The 18,662-nt window shown below is 43.6% G+C and carries 14 protein-coding genes; 7 read left to right on the top strand and 7 right to left on the bottom strand.

The features are described 5' to 3' along the window. Nucleotides 1-85: 85 nt before the first annotated feature. Entirely contained in the window at nucleotides 86-949 is an 864-nt protein-coding gene (locus tag PNK_RS03815; RefSeq protein ID WP_059060409.1) for a SpoIID/LytB domain-containing protein, read from the bottom strand. A gap of 40 nt (nucleotides 950-989) precedes the next feature. Further along, nucleotides 990-1,979: a Holliday junction branch migration DNA helicase RuvB gene (gene ruvB / locus PNK_RS03810; RefSeq protein ID WP_032125291.1), complete on the bottom strand. Its 990-nt coding sequence runs from the start codon at nucleotides 1,977-1,979 to the stop codon at nucleotides 990-992. A 774-nt stretch (nucleotides 1,980-2,753) separates the two neighbouring features. Here ruvB and PNK_RS03805 point away from each other — a divergent pair. From PNK_RS03805 to PNK_RS03785, 5 genes are all read left to right on the top strand, one after another. Then, entirely contained in the window at nucleotides 2,754-5,150 is a 2,397-nt protein-coding gene (locus tag PNK_RS03805; protein WP_059060408.1) for a methyl-accepting chemotaxis protein, read from the top strand. A 226-nt stretch (nucleotides 5,151-5,376) separates the two neighbouring features. Further along, complete coding sequence (locus PNK_RS03800; protein ID WP_032125289.1) at nucleotides 5,377-5,922, top strand: hypothetical protein; 546 nt, start codon at nucleotides 5,377-5,379, stop codon at nucleotides 5,920-5,922. A gap of 4 nt (nucleotides 5,923-5,926) precedes the next feature. After that, on the top strand, nucleotides 5,927-6,406 hold the full coding sequence (locus PNK_RS03795) for a hypothetical protein (RefSeq protein WP_032125288.1): 480 nt from the start codon (nucleotides 5,927-5,929) through the stop codon (nucleotides 6,404-6,406). A gap of 15 nt (nucleotides 6,407-6,421) precedes the next feature. Then, a complete protein-coding gene (locus tag PNK_RS03790) occupies nucleotides 6,422-7,396 on the top strand; it encodes a hypothetical protein (protein ID WP_032125287.1) in 975 nt (324 codons plus the stop codon). A gap of 18 nt (nucleotides 7,397-7,414) precedes the next feature. Then, on the top strand, nucleotides 7,415-7,975 hold the full coding sequence (locus PNK_RS03785; RefSeq protein WP_059060407.1) for a hypothetical protein: 561 nt from the start codon (nucleotides 7,415-7,417) through the stop codon (nucleotides 7,973-7,975). Between the two features lie 44 nt (nucleotides 7,976-8,019). On the opposite strand, the gene PNK_RS03780 is transcribed toward PNK_RS03785, so the two are convergent. Next, the gene (locus PNK_RS03780; RefSeq protein WP_059060406.1) at nucleotides 8,020-8,721 is read right to left on the bottom strand and encodes a class I SAM-dependent methyltransferase; all 702 of its coding nucleotides are present in this window, start codon (nucleotides 8,719-8,721) and stop codon (nucleotides 8,020-8,022) included. Between the two features lie 137 nt (nucleotides 8,722-8,858). On the opposite strand from PNK_RS03780, the gene PNK_RS03775 reads away from it, so the two are divergent. Then, complete coding sequence (locus PNK_RS03775) at nucleotides 8,859-9,821, top strand: hypothetical protein (RefSeq protein ID WP_059060405.1); 963 nt, start codon at nucleotides 8,859-8,861, stop codon at nucleotides 9,819-9,821. 177 nt (nucleotides 9,822-9,998) lie between these two features. On the opposite strand, the gene mgtE is transcribed toward PNK_RS03775, so the two are convergent. Continuing rightward, nucleotides 9,999-11,402: a magnesium transporter gene (mgtE, locus tag PNK_RS03770; RefSeq protein ID WP_032125979.1), complete on the bottom strand. Its 1,404-nt coding sequence runs from the start codon at nucleotides 11,400-11,402 to the stop codon at nucleotides 9,999-10,001. 416 nt (nucleotides 11,403-11,818) lie between these two features. Continuing rightward, nucleotides 11,819-12,871, bottom strand: coding sequence for a hypothetical protein (locus PNK_RS03765; RefSeq protein ID WP_059060404.1), 1,053 nt, complete (start codon nucleotides 12,869-12,871; stop codon nucleotides 11,819-11,821). 505 nt (nucleotides 12,872-13,376) lie between these two features. Between PNK_RS03765 and typA the strand changes: the two genes are divergently transcribed. Beyond that, entirely contained in the window at nucleotides 13,377-15,194 is a 1,818-nt protein-coding gene (gene typA, locus PNK_RS03755; RefSeq protein WP_032125283.1) for a translational GTPase TypA, read from the top strand. 701 nt (nucleotides 15,195-15,895) lie between these two features. Here typA and PNK_RS03750 read toward each other — a convergent pair. Beyond that, nucleotides 15,896-16,339 carry a hypothetical protein gene (locus tag PNK_RS03750; protein ID WP_032125282.1) on the bottom strand — a complete coding sequence of 148 codons (444 nt, stop codon included), beginning with the start codon at nucleotides 16,337-16,339 and terminating at the stop codon, nucleotides 15,896-15,898. 188 nt (nucleotides 16,340-16,527) lie between these two features. Continuing rightward, on the bottom strand, nucleotides 16,528-18,612 hold the full coding sequence (locus tag PNK_RS03745; protein ID WP_158021686.1) for a tetratricopeptide repeat protein: 2,085 nt from the start codon (nucleotides 18,610-18,612) through the stop codon (nucleotides 16,528-16,530). Between the last annotated feature and the right edge of the window lie 50 nt (nucleotides 18,613-18,662).

Raw genomic sequence — 18,662 nt, 5'->3', positions numbered from 1 at the left:
AGATAAATAATGAAAAAATAGAATCGAAGCAAGCGATCGATTGAGAGAGGATTGGCTAACAATCTCCTCTCAATCGATAAAGTGATTAGTTAGCGTATTCCATCAGCATAATGGTTGTGCCAGGAAATGCCTTAGCTAAAATTTGAGCCGCATGCTCTCCATTCTCAGCCATTTTATTGGCCTCTTCTAATGAAATCTTAGCTGTTTCCATTTCTTTATTAGGCTGTCCACCAATCACATACCCATTTAATTGAGCAGGAAAAGGTGTTGCCATTCCTTCATACACTCCTGTTCGACTCATAATCATGTAGCGAGTCAGACGTACAGCCTCTTCAACATCAGAAGGGACATGAACCAATCCTTGATAACCCACTTTCTGCGCATCGATCGCCCAATAGGTATTTTTCGGATTGACTGCCTGAAAATAGGCATTCGTGCGAGCCACAATGGCTAAGGCAGCCAACATCTCTGGATGCAGGTGATCCCCTTGATAATCGGCTAAAACCAAGCGAATGAAGTCTTCGACTAAAACCTGATTAACAATACTGATCGTTCCACCAATATCATAAACATAAATCGAACCACCATATTCTTTCCCATCAACGACCATCACAGTGGATGCATCATCAGGTTTCACCTTGATTTGATAAAGTCCAGGAAACGCCTCTCCCCATTTTAGACCATCGCTCAAAGCCTGCACCTGGCGGCTCTTCCCAATAAAACGGGAGCTGATATAAGAATCGGTATAGGGATCAAATAAAGTGTACTTACCTTTGACTTCTAACTGGACGCTTTCGACGTCATGAGTCACTAAGACGCGAATCACTGGAGGGGTAGGCTTGCTGCGTCCTCGAAAAGTATCAACGACATCGCTCCAGATACCTCCATGCAAACTCGCACTAAAAGGTAGAATCGTTAGAACGAGCAGAAGCAATCTCACTATCATCATCTGCTTTCTCCTTTGTTAAATTCTTGAATTGAATGTTTTTTCATTGTTTGGCCATGTGTTCATAGCCCAAAGTGGTCACTTCACGTCCTCTTGGAGTACGCTTCAATAACCCTTGTAAAATTAAATAGGGTTCGTAAACCTCTTCAACAGTTGAAGGCTCTTCTCCAATCGATGCCGCAATCGCATTCACTCCAACAGGGCCGCCGCTGTAGTGGTCTATCATTGTTTGCAGCATCTTCTTATCCATTTCATCTAACCCCTTTTCGTCGATCGACAACATGGCAAGAGCACGGTTGGCAACAGAGATATCGATGTAATTATTAGCCTTGATTTGTGCAAAATCGCGCACCCATCGAAGCAAATGGTTGGCTACGCGGGGTGTCCCCCTCGATCGCTTTGCAATTTCTAAGGCAGCATCCTCATCTATCCTAACGTTCAAAATGCGGCTTGTTCTCAGAATAATGCGCTGTAAAATCAAGGGGTCGTAGTACTCTAAACGCGATATAAAAGCAAATCGGGAACGCAAAGGCTCAGAAAGAAGCCCCAAACGGGTTGTGGCCCCAGCTAAAGTAAATTGATTCAACTTTACTTGAATGCTGCGAGCATTGGGACCATGATCGATCATTAAGTCGAGAGAAAAGTCTTCCATCGCCTGGTACAAGTACTCTTCAACGGCCCGATTTAACCGGTGAATTTCATCGATAAATAAAACATCGCCGGTTTTCAGGCTGGTTAAAATCCCAGCCAGGTCCCCCGCCTTTTCAATCACAGGGCCTGAAGTGAGAACCAGATTCGTTCCCATGGCTTTAGATAAGATGGTAGCAAGCGTTGTCTTGCCAAGACCTGGAGGACCGCTAAACAAACAATGCCCAAGAGTCTCCCCTCGCTGCTTGGCAGCCTCGACGTGGACTTCCAGGCGCTCTCGAATAGGATCTTGTCCCACAAAATCGGTTAAGCATTGCGGACGCAAAGGAACTTCAAAAGAGAGCTCTTGCTTTGTCAAGGAAGACTCTATAAAATTTTTACTCATCTCCACAAAGTCCTTCACACTGCATGGTGGCAATTAAAGCCCAAAAGAGGCTTGTTAAAAATAAACATCTTTCCCATTCACAAATCAACCTGAGTCCACCTTAAGCAAACCATATCGGCTCACTTTTTCCTGAAGGGGATTTTCAAAGAAAAATAGAACCTTCGCGCCAAAGAGCTTGAGAACGAAATCGCAAAACCATTTGGTTGTAAGAATAGGTACTCAGAAATCAGTTTTAACTATTAAATCGAGCTGGGAAAATACAGAATACAGAATAGGGAGGATTAAAATCAAAGTTCTCGAACATTAAATGAAATCACTAATTAAACGCATAAAAAAGATTATTAAATTGTGAACCTATTATGCCATCTTTTCCATCTTTCCACTCGGAAATTCACTAAACCTTCAACGAAGGCTCAAGCCGCCCATCTGCATTTGACCGCAAATTTATCGAAAACCTATTTCTTTGATTTTTAAACCTGTTGGCAATAACAGCTCACATTCGCAGCAACAATTTTAAATTAATACAAAGGTTGAAAATATTTACAAACATTTCAATATTGATGAAAACGCGTTCGAGTGAAATAAGAGCTGCAAGCTGCTTTCAAGGACAGCTTGTCTTAAACAATAGTTATCCAGCCTCACTCAATCCTCCCCCATTCCTCATTTTCATTGAAAAACATCCCTCGTTTTTTTATGTATAAATAAAACCTCAGCCATTTGTTTTTATCCAATGAACGCGCACGGCTAAATGTGTTTTCGGCCTAAGGAAAGAGCATGACCAACCTTTCTTCATTCTATCGCTGGATATTTAATAACCTAAGCTATGTTAGCACCTATACGCTCATCAGTACCCTTTTCTGCCTAGCCCCTCTTCCGCTCACCTATTTTTGGATTACAGACCACCTGCGCAATATCCATTTGATTGAGCACCAAATTGAAAGATTGAACGAGGAAGGAAGCTTAAAAACATTAGTCAATCAAATTCAAAAACACCGCCTCTTATCCAATCGCCAGCAAACAAAAAAGCTTCCCGATCTCAACACACTAGAGGCGCAAATCGATCAATCATGGCAAATCATTGCCAATCAACAGGCACGCCTAAAACAATTAGAGGAACAATCAGGCTCTGTTAAAACATCGATGGATCTTGAAGAATTTGAAAACAAATGGAAGGTTCTGAAACAAAATAACTCAAACCTTTCTCCCGACGAAAGTGAAGCGCAGCATAATGTCCTCATCGAATCGCTGCTTATTCAACTCAATTTGCTAGGAGATAAGGAAACTCCTTTTTTTTCGACCTCAAGCACAATCTACGAAACAACCAGGCGCCTTTTCATGCGTCTTCCCTTTTTACAAGAAGATCTTTCGTTGCTTACTTTAACTAGTGAAAAATATTTAGCTCATCCAACCACAGAACAGCGCCTTGAAATCAGCAATTTAATCAATTACATACACTCAAACATCAATTATTTGAAAACCATCACGAACTACTACGCAAATTCTCAAGAACCTACCATTCCGGCACTGTTCAATGCCATCGACCAATACATCAAAACGAATGAAAGCTTTGTCAATTTAGTCGAGTCCAAAGTCTTAAATGAGAACAATCAAGAAATTAATAGCGGTCAGTTAGCATCAGAGAGTGAAACGGCCTTTCTTTCAGGATCTCAGTTATGGGATCTTGGACTGCAAGACCTCAAGTCATTTTACTCGCAAGGAAAAGATCAAACCTATTTTCAGCTCTGGCTAGTCCTCGTGCTCACCTTTATCTATCTCGCTTTCATCTTTTATTTAGGCTTATCGGTCACGCATAAAGTAACCAATCGCCTACTCGATCTCACAGAAGCCACCAATAGTTTTACCGATGGAAATTTATCCATCCGCATCTCTTCTCTTCCCTATGACGACGAAGTGGGGCGGCAAGGCGTAGCTTTTAATCGCATGGCCCAAAAGCTTGGCGAACTGATCAACCACCTATACGAGTTATTAGATGCCACAACGGCTTTATCCAATGGAGATCTAACCGCTCGCATTCAAGTTCGCAATAACCAAACCGAATTTGACCAAGTTGCTCAATCGTTCAATCAAATGGCAGAAAACTTTGAGGCCATCATTGGCCGGTTGCAACAAATCGGCATTGTCCTTTCCAATTCGGCAACCGAAATTGCCTCAGCATCCAAAGAACAGGAAATCATCATCGTCGAACAAGAGGCAACGACGCGCGAAATCGCCATTGCCGCCAATGAAATTTCCTCTACAGCCAAAGAATTTGCGACGACTATGAACGACGTCAATCGGGTAGCAGAGCAGACATCAGGCCTCGCCCTCAAAGGAAAGGATTCGCTAAGCAACATGGAAACGATCATGAGGCAAATGGTCGATGCCTCGAGCAATATTGCAGCCAAACTCGCCATCTTGAACGAGAAGGCTGGCAATATTACGAGCGTCATCACCACGATAACCAAAGTCGCCGACCAGACCAATCTTCTCTCGCTCAATGCATCGATTGAAGCCGAAAAAGCGGGTGAATATGGTCGAAGCTTTGCCGTCATCGCAAGAGAAATCCGCCGCCTGGCAGACCAAACTGCCATCTCAACTCTCGATATCGAAAAAATGGTCAACGAAATTATGACTGCCGTTTCGTCAAGTGTCATGGGGGTAGACGATTTTACCCAGGAAATTCGCAACGGAGTCGAGCAAGTAGGCAAAGTGAGTGGACAATTTACAACCATCATCGAACAGGTTCAAGCCTTTACGGCCCGGTTTGAATTGGTCAATCAGGGAATGCAGGCCCAATCGACTGGGGCCGAACAAATCAATGAATCGATTTCCCAGCTCAGCCAAACGGCTCAACAAACAAGCGAATCCATTCACCAATTCCACAAAACCATCCAAGAGTTGAATCAAGCCGCCAACGAACTACGCATCTTGACTCCTTTCATGAGCCATCTGGTTCAAAACAAAGAAGCCTTGATCTCAGCCCAACCCCGCAGCCGTAGAATTTTCTCCAACGAACCGCGCTCTAAAGAGGCCAAAGAAAAAACCGAAATCATCGAATCCATGCACCAATTCAACCAAACCCTCAATAATTTAAATCGAGCAACCAATCAATTAAAAAATTTAAATACACAAAGACAAAGTTCTGAAGATAAAGATGAAAAAGAAGAATAATTGCGTCAGCTCGCTCAAAAACCATCCTGAATCAATCTACAAACCATTTAACGCTTCTTTTCAATAAAAGTCTTCAGTGCTCTTCTTTACGCAAAATTAACAATTGATTTTTTTAAATTGTCTCTAAACTTATTTACTTTATTATTTACACCTGATACAATTAGTGATACTTATTATATTATTAGTTTAATAATTTAGACGAACAAGCATTTTTCAGGAGGAGTTTATGGCAGGCACTAAAATGATCGAGGAAGATATAGCGATTAGATTACCTACCCATGAGATCTTGTCGACGCCCGTAACGATTGAGGCCGTGAAGTTTTATGCCCAGCAAGGCAAAGAAATGAAGAGCAAAATCGACGTCTTAGCCGCCGAAGTGACGCAGCGCCAGCAAAAGATCAAGTTGGTGCAAGAAATCATGCAAGAACTCAATAGTTCCATCGATAGCAACGGCGAGTTAGACATTTCGCAAAAGCCTGGGCTTTTGGAAAAGTTGCGTGTGGCTAAAGAAATGGGGATCAACATTCCGATGGATCCCAAATCGACAGATGAGAATCCTTTATGCAAGTCTAAATTTAGCTCGGACGAAAAAGACCGCCTCTTGCAAAATTTAGGTTTGAGCACCGATTCTTGGGATAAAGAAAATAAGCAGCACACGCAAAAGATGCAAATTTATTTAGACGAGTCGAATCGCTATCTGACTCTTGCGACTCAGGCAATGAAATACGAAGATAAACCCAAGCGAGCCTCGATTGCAGGAATGGGGAAATAACGGTATGTTGAAAGAGTCATTCGGTCAATTTGAAGCAGATTTAATTGAATGGATGAATCAATTCACGCAAGCAGGAGACAACCAGTTAGTCGATGTGACGCCTCAAAAAGAGAAAGAGCTCTATTATATGGCTTATCATCTTTACCGCGATCAGCAGTATAGGGAAGCTAATTATTTCTTTCGCCTTTTGGTTACGGCCTGTCCTTCGGAACCTAAATACTGGAAAGGGCTCGGTGCTTGCTTACAAATGAAGCAAGAGTATGTCGAAGCACTCAATTGCTACATTTACACACAACTTTTATATCGCGATCAGCCCGACCCTTATTTATACATTTATGCGGCTGATTGCTACTTTGCCCTTAAGCAAATTGCTGCTGGCTTAAAGGCTTTAGAAGCTGCTCGTTTGAGCGGCGAAGAAAAGCGCGACGCTCGGGTTCTCAAACACGTCGCGCTCATGAAAGCCTTATGGACTAAAGCAACATAAAAATAGGATCGGATTATGGGAGTTAAAGCAAGCCAATCAAGAATTGATGGCATTCCAAGCATTGAAGACGATTTTACGTCTTGCGCCCCTAAAGGCATTGGCTCTGTACAAGGACAAGCTATCCATCAGCTGTTTAGCAAAGATGTCTTCATTCAAGACTTATCGCAAGCATCTCTCGAAGAGACCACCTCCCCTTCTTTTTGGAGCAAAATTAATCCCTGGTGGATTCCTGAAATTCAAGCCAATAAAATTGAAACGTCTAAAACTGTATCTGACATGGAAATTCAAAAGGCTGAACCCATCAGCTCGGTGCCTGGATTAGATAAACCCACCCTTCCCGGTGAAGCCAGCCTAGAAGGCGTTGTTCCTCAATTTGCTCCGCAAAGCATTAAGAAGCAGGAAGTCAAGCTGAGCGAAAAGGATCTTTTGGAAGTCGTTTCGAATTTAGAGCAAAGAACCGTTGATGAAGTCATGGCGATTGTGATCAAAGCGCAGCTTGAGATTGAAAGAGATGGGGCCGCCCTTTCACAAGATTCTTTTACGCGCTTGCAAAACATGCGCAAGATTCAAGAGCAGATGCTGGAAGACGTTAAAGAGGCTCTTGCCAAGGATCAAAGATTGGCAGGTTACCTGGATAAGGCACAAATGGTTGCCATCGCCGGTGCCGCCCTTTGCGGCCTTGCCTCTATAGCCATCACAGCAGGAATGTCAACGCCTGCCGTCATTGCCGCCGCCAAATTCAGCGGTTTCTTCACAGCAGCCATCACTGCCATCACGGCCGGAGGCAAAGGCTACAATAACGTGCGCACGAATGAAGATAAGGCCAGCCAAACGACCTACAAGCACGAGTTGCAAAAAACAAACGAGTCTGCCGACGATCATCGAGATGAGATGGTTAAATTTGCCGAAAGCAATGGCCACTTCCAAGATGAGTTGATCAGACTTTTAAAAAGACTTAAAAAAATGAACGACACTGTTTTTCAAGGTTAAAAATAGGAGAATAATAACATGACTATTGAGGTATTACCACAATCTCCCGCTAATGTTTCACCTGCTTACCAGCATTTGTTCACATTAGATCCCCAATTAGTAAAAGAAATCAGCAAGAAGAACATCGACTTGATTTTTCTAGACTTCACGGCTGCGGAAGGTCAACTGCGCGTTCAAAATAAGCGCTTGTCTTATGAAATGCGCACGATTGGGCAAGATGACTTAGTCAAAAGAGTCAATGAAAAATTAGCCGAATACGACCGCATCGGCTCAGTCGCTTGGCCAGCTCTTTCTGGCGTGATTGCCGTAGCTGGTGCTTTTTCAGGCGCAGGCACAGCCATCTTCCTCGTCAGCCAAGCCGGTAGCCAAGTGGCTACATCAACTGGCCAACACTTCGACAGCATGTCTAAAGGACGCATTGACAGTGCAGACCACCTTTACCAAACGACAAGCGGCCTCAATCAAGAGCGCACGCAAGCTATGCGTGAAGAAGATCAGCAATTTGACCGCTCTCTCTCTGCGGTTGAGCGTGCTATGCAAGCCCTTCAAAAAGGTTTTGATTCCTTAAACGGAGTCTAAGCAGCAAATCAGGCATAAGGGGATTCCTTATGCCTGATTCCATTTTATTTTTTGATTTGCAAGTAGGCATCTGCTACGCCCCATGTAAAACGAACCGCAAAGCGTTTGCTAACCTCGAAAGAAACTGCTGGTTGAAAGTCGGCTAACGCATAGCTAACGGTTATCACCTTAGTTCCACGAGGAAGACTCTCTAAGCGCTTGATGAGTTGTTTAATGAATGTGGCCGGATAACAGGTTCCATACAAGTAAATGACCGTAGCATCGGATAAATCTGTTTCCAAAAAATTTTCTAAGCGAAAGTCAACGCCTTGTACATGAAACTTTGCTTTAACGCGGTTGGCCTTTTCAATAAAGGCAGGAACGTAATCGACTCCGACTACTTGACAGCCAAGGAAATGATTGAGCCAAAAGCAGGTGCGCCCCCGTCCGCATCCCAATTCGAAAACGGTATCGCTTATGGATAAGCGGCATTGCTTGGCAATGACATCCAAAGCTGTTAAAGGGGTTTCGCCATACGTGTAAACTTCCTGTTCCCCCTTGCTCATCAAAAACTGCTTGCTGATGCGGAACGGATTGTTGAACAAATAAGAAAGAAGTAAAGAAGCATCTATTTTGAAAAAGGCAGGATCTGAATAGTAATGTGCGATGACCCGTGCATACTCGATCGCATTGGTCAGCTTCGTTTTGAGGTTGAGACCAACTAATTGTGCGTATTCGCGCCATGATAGGTGCGATAGACTGGGCATAGCGTTTACCAAGATCGATAGAAGTATTCATGGATTAAACACCTGATTCCTTTTCTCAATATAGATAAGTATAAGCAATCAGTGTAATTGCCAAATTAAGGCAACCTACTAATTAAATAAAGATAAAAGGAGAAAACATGCGAGTGCCAGCCTTTATCGGACACGCTCAAAACCACCTACACACAGCCTGGACAAGTGCAGGGCAAATAGCCCGAAGGGCATCGGCAAGCATTGCTAAACTGCCTGAAATCTCAAAAACCTGGATCGTTGCTCAGTTCACTGCCATAAAAAGCTTCTGGGAAGCGTCAGTCTGGACTCCGTTTCTCAAACCCTTACATGAACGCCATATTGAACCGCTTGGCAAACCCGATGCCGTCTATCTAACCACTAGTGCAATTGTAGCAGCTTCTATTGCCGTACTCACGCCCTTCATTTTCGGCAAGGCTCTCTTTGCCATAGCAGCCGTAAGCAGTGTCACTATCTTTTTAGGTGCATGTACGTTTGCAAGTTACCGCGCTCAGCGTCATCATAGTGAAAAAGCCTGGGACTTTGTGGAACATATGAGAGGGGCTGCAAATAGTACAACAGCCCGCAGGAACTACTTCACGAAGATGCATCAAGACATGACTGAACTACAAAAACCTCTCTACAGCCATCACGCAGAAGATGTAAAGGTACTTGCAAAGCAGCTAGAAGCATTTAAAAAAGTCGCCTCTGCCCCCTATTACGAAGATCGCAAAACGCTAGTCACTCAACTAATCACTCACTTAAAAACTTTGGTAACTGCCCCAGGAGATACCCCTTTACTGGAGCAACTGGAACAAGAAGTTGCCCATGTCGGAACTGAGCGGCAGAATTTTGGCGAAATTGAAAGCAAGCGCCTGGCCCTCTCAGCCATTCAGACTGCTGCCGTAAGGCAAGAACTCGGGAACTTAGCAACGCGCATCGATGAATTAAGACAATCGACCGAGGGAATCTCTTTCGCAGAAAGCAAAAGAGTGTTTGACGAACAGCTCAAACAATTGCAATCGAAGCTTAAAGGAGAAAAAGGACCAAACCTAGTTCCCCCTAACCTGGACACAATTGTAGACTTCAATTAACCGCTCCCATCTCATCCCCACTCATCCATCTTGGAGTGGGGGATTCCACTCCCCTAAAACTTTTCTGTCCTCTCCTCTCATGCAGCGTCCTCTACAAGCTTGAAGAACGACTAATTGGCGAGGTTATTTTGCCCTTGATGTCATCAAGCAACATGAGGCCAGCAGGTCATTTTACTTCTAGACTAGAAAAAACGAGCTGATGATTTTAGCAATGAAGATGTACATTAAGGTCGACAACACATCGTTGAAAGCCGTCACGATCGGACCTGATGCCACTGCAGGATCGATCCGAAAGCGAGCAAAAAAGAATGGAGAAAGAGTTCCCAGAAGCGTCGCCATCAGGCAGGCACCAAGCAAACCGCAGCTCACAATTGCCCCTAAAACAAGTGGGCTAGAACCGGCATAGTGAACATCATAGCGATTCAATAGATAAACAAAGATCCCGCAAAGCAAACCAAAAACGATCCCGATTAATACTCCGATGCTCAGTTCCCCAAAGACCGCGTCGCGGCGCGATCCATGCGAAAGCTCTCCCGTTGACATCCCGCGCACTAAAATCGTACTGCATTGAATGCCCACATTGCCGGACATTCCTGCAATCAAGGGAACGAAAAGGGCAACAAAGGTAAACCAGTCCCGATCTTTAAAGTAAGACAAAGCCGTCGCCGTTACAAGTCCGGCACACAGCGTGACAATCAACCAAGGAGCACGCCATAAAAAACGCTTAAAAATGGGCTCATGTTCGCTAAAATCTTCAGCCGTACCTGCAATGCTTGCAATGGTCTCATCGGCGATGTCTTCTAATGCTTCTACAACGCTTTCATAGGTAATGACCCCCACGAGCCGGTCTTGCTCGTCAACGACCGGTAAGGCAGGAATTTTATAGCGCTCGACTAAATCAACAGCCTCGTCGCGGGATGCATCGACGCCAATCTGATGAAGGACAGGACGCATCACCTGACGAATGGGAACATAGGGAGGATTTACAATTAAATTGCGTGCCGGAACGAAACCAACAAGCTCCTCTTCATCTGTCAAAACAAAAATACGACGCGTAAGATCAATGCCTGGATTGTCTCGAATGACAGCCGCCACTTCGCCAATGGTTGCATGCATATTGAAAGAAAAAAACTCGTTGGTCATAAGGCGGCCCGCACTATTGCGATCGTGTTTGTAGAGCTCGCGAATACGCACCGCTTTTTTGGGGTCCAGAAGATCCAAGACGCGCTTCATGCGCCGATTAGACATGTCGTCGAGCAACCAAGTTGCCTCATCCGGAGGCATCCTCTCTAAAAGTCGCTTGATCTCCATGTCATTGATCTGAGAGAAAATAGCCGTACGCGTGGTGCTTCCTGTATTGATCATAAAAATGATCTTGGCATTCAAATCGGGAAGATTGTCATAAACGACAACGCGGGCACTTGGGGGAAGGCGGGTCACTGCATAGGCCAAGTCAATGGGATCATGCTCGCTTGCAATTTTGGCAATGTCATGCAACATAAACTGCGAAGTTGGCTTATGAAAAGCCTGCTCAAGCTTCTCATTGAGAACGTCGTCCAATTGACTCGTCCGGGAATCCATCAAATTACCCGATACGACTACGTCTTCTAGCTTATCTTGATCATTTTGTACATCTGCTTCCACGCTGCATTCCTTGATGGTATACACACAAAGTGGCTGAAAAATAGGCTTTTCGGAAATCCCAAGCTCTGACTAAACAATCTTCACTCAAATCATCATCAATGACTGACCAAAAGCCAATTTTTTAACTACTTTGCGTCTATCGGTTACTTCTTTTTGAAAGTAACAAGAATTTAACGGTTACTCAAGAAAAAATCAATTATTATAGACAGCGGTTTGAAAAATAAAAGCAATTCGAATGAATTGCTTTATTAAATTATTAGAACTAACCAGATCGGCACCTAAAAGCAATTAACTTCTACCTGTCGGAAGTGTTTACTTCCAGTAAAGTTTTAGGAGGGCCTGGCTGCTAGCCATTATAACCCTGAATCAACCGGAACACCTAAACGAGGCAGGATAATCTCCTCACCCTTTATCGCCCCCTTATAGCCAAGCATCGCAGCTTCAACAATCCTTTCCCTAATTGGACAGGGAATATAGCCTTCATCGCTGACACTATCAGATCCAGCCGCCTGAGAATGGGCGCTTTTGAGCTGCTGGTACATTTCACTGATCCCAAATGTTTTTCCCTTCCGGATCCCCTCTTCTTTCTCGCTTGCTTGCAAATCGGGACTCTTTTCATATAGATCATTCATCGCTTTTACAAACAGCTCCTTCACATGCGTCGGTACATCTTCCCTAAATGTCTTCTTAATCAGTTTTGGCTTTTCCAAGACACGTGTAATAATATAATCCGAAGTGTGCCCCATAAACTCCAACGCGTTCGCATATGAGCAATGTTTGTATTGCCAAAATGGAGGACAGCCACTCTCTTCAATTTTAAGATAAAGCGTTTGATCGGGTTGTTGCGCAAATAAAATCGTGTGTTTTTCAGCTGGTAGTTTTTGGTCCCTCACATCAAGCCCCCACTGTCCCTCCATAGGACCTAGATTTTCCGCCATGTGAGTGGAAATGCGACCATAACAATTTTCCTTACCACAGGCTTTTAAAAAATCAAAAATGAGCCCTCTAGGATCATCGATTCGAAAAGCCCCGCTGATATGGAGCTTATTTTGCTGCCCCGCCTTTACCATCAGTAACCACATCAAACAAACAGCATCACGCGATGTCAAACTCTTCCTGACCTTTGAAGACAGTTTCCGTTTATTGAAAATACAGTTAGAAATCAACCGCTCAATCTCTTCCCCGCGGCACACCATACTCTTCATCTCCGCGCTCGAAATGCCCGGACACGTAACTAAGTACTCTTCCATCCGGACCGCCAATGCCGGATCATTCACAAATATCTGGGGCTCTTTATCCTCAACTTGAATACCTGAAGAAATAGGAAGCGAAACCAAATCATCTTGTTTTGATTCAGAGTAAAAATAACTTAAAGGATTATAAGTCGATAAACTTAAAAAACTCATTTTAACTCTCACCTATAAATTTATAAATAAATTATAAACAAATACAATTAAAACATTGTTAATCAGATATTAAAATTTAAAATAAAAATAATTTAAAAATTTCCAATCAATAAACAGGGATCTGGATCTCCTTAGAAGAGGGTTTTAAAGTTCAAGGAGGGGTGATTACAGGCTGCGATTCTGAAGGCAGGATCTTTTGGGCTTCGGCTTGCAGGTGGGATAAAATGCGACCGGCTAACAGTCAATTAATACTGAATTTTAAACTTGATTTTTTAAATTGCTGCAGTTTATTATTTTCATTTACGTTTCAAATGTTCAACTCAATTACTTATCTTGTTCTACGAACTTTATTTCTTTTGAGAAAATTTGAAATGAAGCCATTTCCTCCGGTCTTTGAGGTTTTAAAGGTCTTTCCAAAAAACTTCTCTTAGAGATTTAAACTCTTAAAAGACAGGCGAGTGTGAACGTGTATATATTCAACCTTTAACCGAAAGATCTAATTTGTATGTATTCTCCCGATAAAATTCGCAATATCGCGATTATTGCGCACATTGACCATGGTAAGACTACCTTACTTGATGCATTGCTCAAACAGTCTAAGATTTTCCGCGACAACCAGCAAGTACGCGAGCGTGTCATGGACTCTTATGACCAGGAACAAGAGCGTGGAATCACTATTTTTGCTAAGCACACATCTGTTTATTTTGATGATTTCAAGATTAACATCATCGACACTCCAGGACACGCCGACTTCTCAGGAGAAGTAGAGCGCATTTTAGGGATGGTGGATTCGGTTCTTCTCTTGGTCGACGCCCAAGAAGGTCCGATGCCACAAACGCGTTTCGTTCTATCTAAATCTTTGAAAATGGGCATCAAACCTATTGTCGTCTTAAACAAGATTGACCGCCCTCATGCCAACCCAGATCGCGTCTTAGACCTCACCTTCGATCTCTTCAGCGAACTCGGCGCAACAGATGAACAGCTCGATTTCCGCTATTGCTACGCTTCAGGTCTGTCAGGATTTGCGATACATCATGTCCACGACAAGCATACCGACATGCGCCCGTTATTCGAACTCATCACCTACGCCGTTCATCCTCCAAAAGGCGACCTCGAAAACCCATTCCTCATGCACGTTTCAACCATCACCTATGACGATTACGTGGGCAGGCAGGCATGCGGAAAAATCATGGAAGGAACGGTCAAAAAAGGACAGCAGCTCGTTCACATCGATGAAAACGGCGTAGAAACTAAGTGCACCATTACACGCATTGAAGGACATCTTGGAATTGAAAAAGTCGAAATGGAAGAAGCGGGTGTAGGCGATATCGTCATCCTATCTGGTATTCCTGAAGTTACCATTGGTGACACGATTTGCGATCCTAGAAAAATCGTTCGCCTTCCTCGCATTAAATTAGATGAGCCAACTGTTTCTGTCGACATGACAGTTAACAATAGCCCATTTGTTGGACGCAGTGGAAAGCACGTGACAATGAATAAAATTCGCGATCGCCTGGAAAAAGAAAAGCGCGCCAACATCTCTCTTCGCATTGAAGATGAAGGTGGCGATGATAAAATCACAGTTTCCGGCCGAGGCGAGCTTCACTTGGCTGTCTTAGTCGAGGCGATGCGCCGTGAGCAATATGAGTTTAGCATTTCTAAGCCGCGCGTCATCATCAAAGAACAAAATGGTGAAAAATACGAACCGATCGAGCGCGTCCACATCGAAGTACCGCAAGATTATTCGGGAACCGTTATTGAAGAATTGTCGCGTCGCAAAGGAGAGCTTCAATTGCTCGACACCGACGAGAATGGCATCACAGCTATCGACTTCTTGATTCCAACTAGAGGCTTGATGGGTTACCGCAATGACTTCTTAACGGCTACACGCGGTCTTGGTATTTTGACATCGGTCTTTGAAAACTTTGCTCCTTGGAAAGGCACCATACCAGGCCGTACACGTGGCGTCTTGATTTCCAACGGACCTGGTAAAACGAGCGGTTACGCCTGCTTTAACTTGCAAGATCGCGGCGTTCTCTTCGTTTCTCCAAGCGATGAAGTCTATGAAGGAATGGTTGTGGGCGAAAACAGCCGAGACAATGACCTCGTGGTCAATGTCACAAAAGGTAAGCAGCTCACAAACGTACGCGCTTCTGGAAGCGATGAAAACATCATCTTGACCCCGGCTCGCCGCTTCACGCTCGAGCAAGCCATCGACTACATTCAAGACGATGAGCTAATTGAAGTCACACCAGACAGCATCCGTATGCGTAAACGTCATCTCACAGAGAATGAACGCAAACGCGCTGGCGGCAAAGCCTAAGTCCTCGCTCAAGCGCAAGAATTGGCAAGCCAATTCTTGCGCCTCCGTTAATCCTCTCTATCACATCTTACGATCCCAATTGCCTCTTAACCAGCTCTTCCGAGTTCCATTTCATTTTTGATTCCTTTACCCACGGTTCTCAAGGCGGGCTTTAAAATCAGTCGCCCTAGTAACCTCTAGCGCGTAAACAAGCGCCTAAATAACACTTTACCTAAGCACATGGGTAATGGGCATACCTGAGATTTTGCACGATCATGCATAAAGACAATTGCAGCGAGAGGCTGGCAGGCCGACTGATCTTAAAGCCCGCCTTGAGAACCGTGGCTAAAGGAATCAAAAATGAAATGGAACTCCGAAGAGCGACTGATTGACAGGATAGTGATTAGAAATTGTGAGTAAGACTTTAAATAGTTAAACATGCCATAGCTGACTCAAAACTTTCGCCATATAAAAAACTCCACCTAAATAGGTGGAGTTCGAATAACATGCCCTTAATGCCTTAATAAAAGCATTAATCGTTTGGATCTTTTGACTGCTGACTAGACAATTCATTGATGAATTGACGGAAAAGAATATATCCAATCAATTGATCACTGTAAACCATTAACAAATACATTTTGACAAGTGTTCCGGAGTTACTTTATTAAAGCATCTGCTAAGAATCAAAATGAGACAAAATTAAAGCCTATGGTTTAACTAAATCAAAAGCCGAGCCTTTCTTGCGGAGGCATATTATCGGTGCCATAAAAGGTATTTTGCACGCTCATAGCCAAACCAAAAGCAGCAAGAGCGAATTGACCATTGATGGCTGAAAGCATCATCCCCGATGCAAATGATCCAGTCCATCCAAAGTGAGTCGCCGCTATTGCTGTCACCGTTGCCGAACTCAAGCATGCAATCATCCCGATGGTGAAAGCCCGTGCTTTACTAGGTTCCCATCCCAAAGAATCGAATATTTTTTTAGCAACAATCCCTATTGTGAGCATGAATGGAACCTGCATAGCTCCAGCCTTAAGAAGCACTACAGATGAATTAGCAAGCCCAATATTCTTCGCATTTTCAGCCCCTTTAAGTACACAATAACCCGCAAACCATAAAGGACAGACAGTCTTCCAAGCTCTATCAATGACTCTATCGAAGTTCATAATTAAATCCCCTATTGTATACATTTGATTGAAATATAAAATTGCAAACCGGAGTGATTAGAAATTGTGAGCAAGACTTTAAATAGTTAAAAATGCCAGATAGCTGACTCAAAACTTTCGCCATATAAAAAACTCCACCTAAATAGGTGGAGTTCGAATAACATGCCCTTAATGCCTTAATAAAAGCATTAATCGTTTGGATCTTTTGACTGCTGACTAGACAATTCATTGATGAATTGACGGAATGGGGCTGTTTGCCTCAAAGCCTCCAACCAATCATCGTGCAGCAAATCCTCTAAAGGAGGAAGAGCGCCAAAAAACTGCGCCCGTTCCAGATAGTGCATCGCATGCTGGTGATGGGCCGTCAAAGAGTACAATCCAGTCAATTGATAATAGGCTTGCGTATTCCCCAATGAAACTGCCTGCATCAAATATCCCTCAGCCTGCCTATAAAGAGCATAAGAACGCTCAGGATGGTGAATGTCGTGCACGAGGACGGCCAAGTTGATTAATGATACGCCATAATCCACGTAAATAACTTCATCTTCAGGATCCTGCTCTAGTAAGGCTTGAAAATGTTCAAGAGCCTTATAATACGGTTCAACATCACACATTGCCTCTCCCAAATGAGAATAGGACAAGGCGAGGTTATAGCGCGCCTGAATGTAGTCGGGATCCAGCTGCAAGACCTGAGTAAGAATCTGAATGGATTTTTCAAAATGCTGAGGCTCCTCAGTCAAGTCACCTAAAAGATCAAATGCACATCCATAGTTATAGACCCACTCCAAATCCAAATCCTCGGCATCAATCTCAATGAGAGGCTGCTTTAAGGCATGTTCAAACTTTTCGATTGCTTGCTCACAATAGCTCGAATGCCCCGTCACTTCAGCCAACTTCATCAAGGCAACACCCCAATCGTTCCAAAACTGCGCAAATACACCGCCGCCGCACTCTATGACGCGCGAGCAGTAACGCACAGCCTTTTCAAAGAGGCTCTGCTCTTCTGTTAATTCACCTAAAGCAAAGCAGGCCAGTGCCATCCCATACCAAAGCAAAGGATTTTGACGTGTCAGCGACAAACCATACTGAAACTTTTCTATAGCTTCATTGTAGTAATCTTCTTCACTGAAATAGCGGCCAAGCTCATTTAGGCAGGAACCATAAAGATACCAACCATCTGGGCTCTCTGGATTGATCTCTAAGCTCTTTATTATTTTCGCACGCGCAGACTGAATCAAGTCAAGGCGTTCATGATGAGCACCCAAAAAGAGCTCTGTTTCTGCCCAGCTGCTCAATAGATGAGGATGGTCGGGTTCAAGCTGATTAGCCTTCGCAAACTTATCAAGGCTAGCCTCTAGCTTGGTCATATCGCGAGTCGACTTGCCAAGAATCATTTCCAGCTGTCCCCACTTTAACCACAGTAAACTGTTATTAGAATTGAGTTCGACAGCCTTGGCAAAACTTTGATCCGCCTGCTCCAAAAGAGATGGCTCTAACGATGTTTCGCTAAGACGCAATAAACAGCATGCTTGATTGTACCACCCCTCAAAGTTTGAGGCATTCTTTTGCACAGCTTGCGTAAAGCAGTTTAAAGCCTCGCTAAAATAGGACGGATTATCCAATAGAGAAGCTAGATCTGCTAAAGCATGTCCGAAATCGTTAAGAAAGGACTCAGATTGACATCCCACTTCCGATGCTTTTCGATATTTCTCAATGGCTCGATAAAAATCGTGCGGCTCTCCCGAACATTTGCCAAGAGAGGCTAAACACAATCCCCATTTCCAGTAAAACTCTTCCTGTATCAATGAGTCAAAACTCTCATTCAATAAACCGGCCGCCTGTTCAAATTTCGCATCCGCTTCGGTCAAATACTGGGTATCCATTTCGAATAACCCCATTTCCAATAACACCAAAGCGCCTTGATACCAGCCATCGAATAAAGAAGAATCTTTCTGGGTCGCTTGACTAAAAGCCTGATGAGCCAAAGTTAAGCAACGCATGTTTTCCGGATAGGCAGCAAAAATCAGACCTTGCTGATAAAATATTGTAGGTGAGTGACTTGCAACTTTGATAGCTGTTTCAAAGTTGTCCAATACTTGATGATTACCTTGAGCTAACTGTTGAGCCCCGTGTAAAACAAGCAAACGAGCGAACAATGAACGTTCGTTGTCTGCCATTTTGTTCCAAACGTTGGAGTCTTTGAACCCCTCTAATCTCTCAAATGATTGAGAGTCTTGTATATCGATCAATGCTTTGTAAATAACTGTCATCATCTGCCGTATGCTATTTAAACGATCCTATTATACAAATTCAACTCTTTTTA

It is taken from the genome of Candidatus Protochlamydia naegleriophila (genome assembly GCF_001499655.1).
In the GTDB taxonomy this organism is placed as follows: Bacteria; Chlamydiota; Chlamydiia; order Chlamydiales; family Parachlamydiaceae; genus Protochlamydia; species Protochlamydia naegleriophila.
This window is presented reverse-complemented; position numbering and strand designations above follow the sequence as displayed.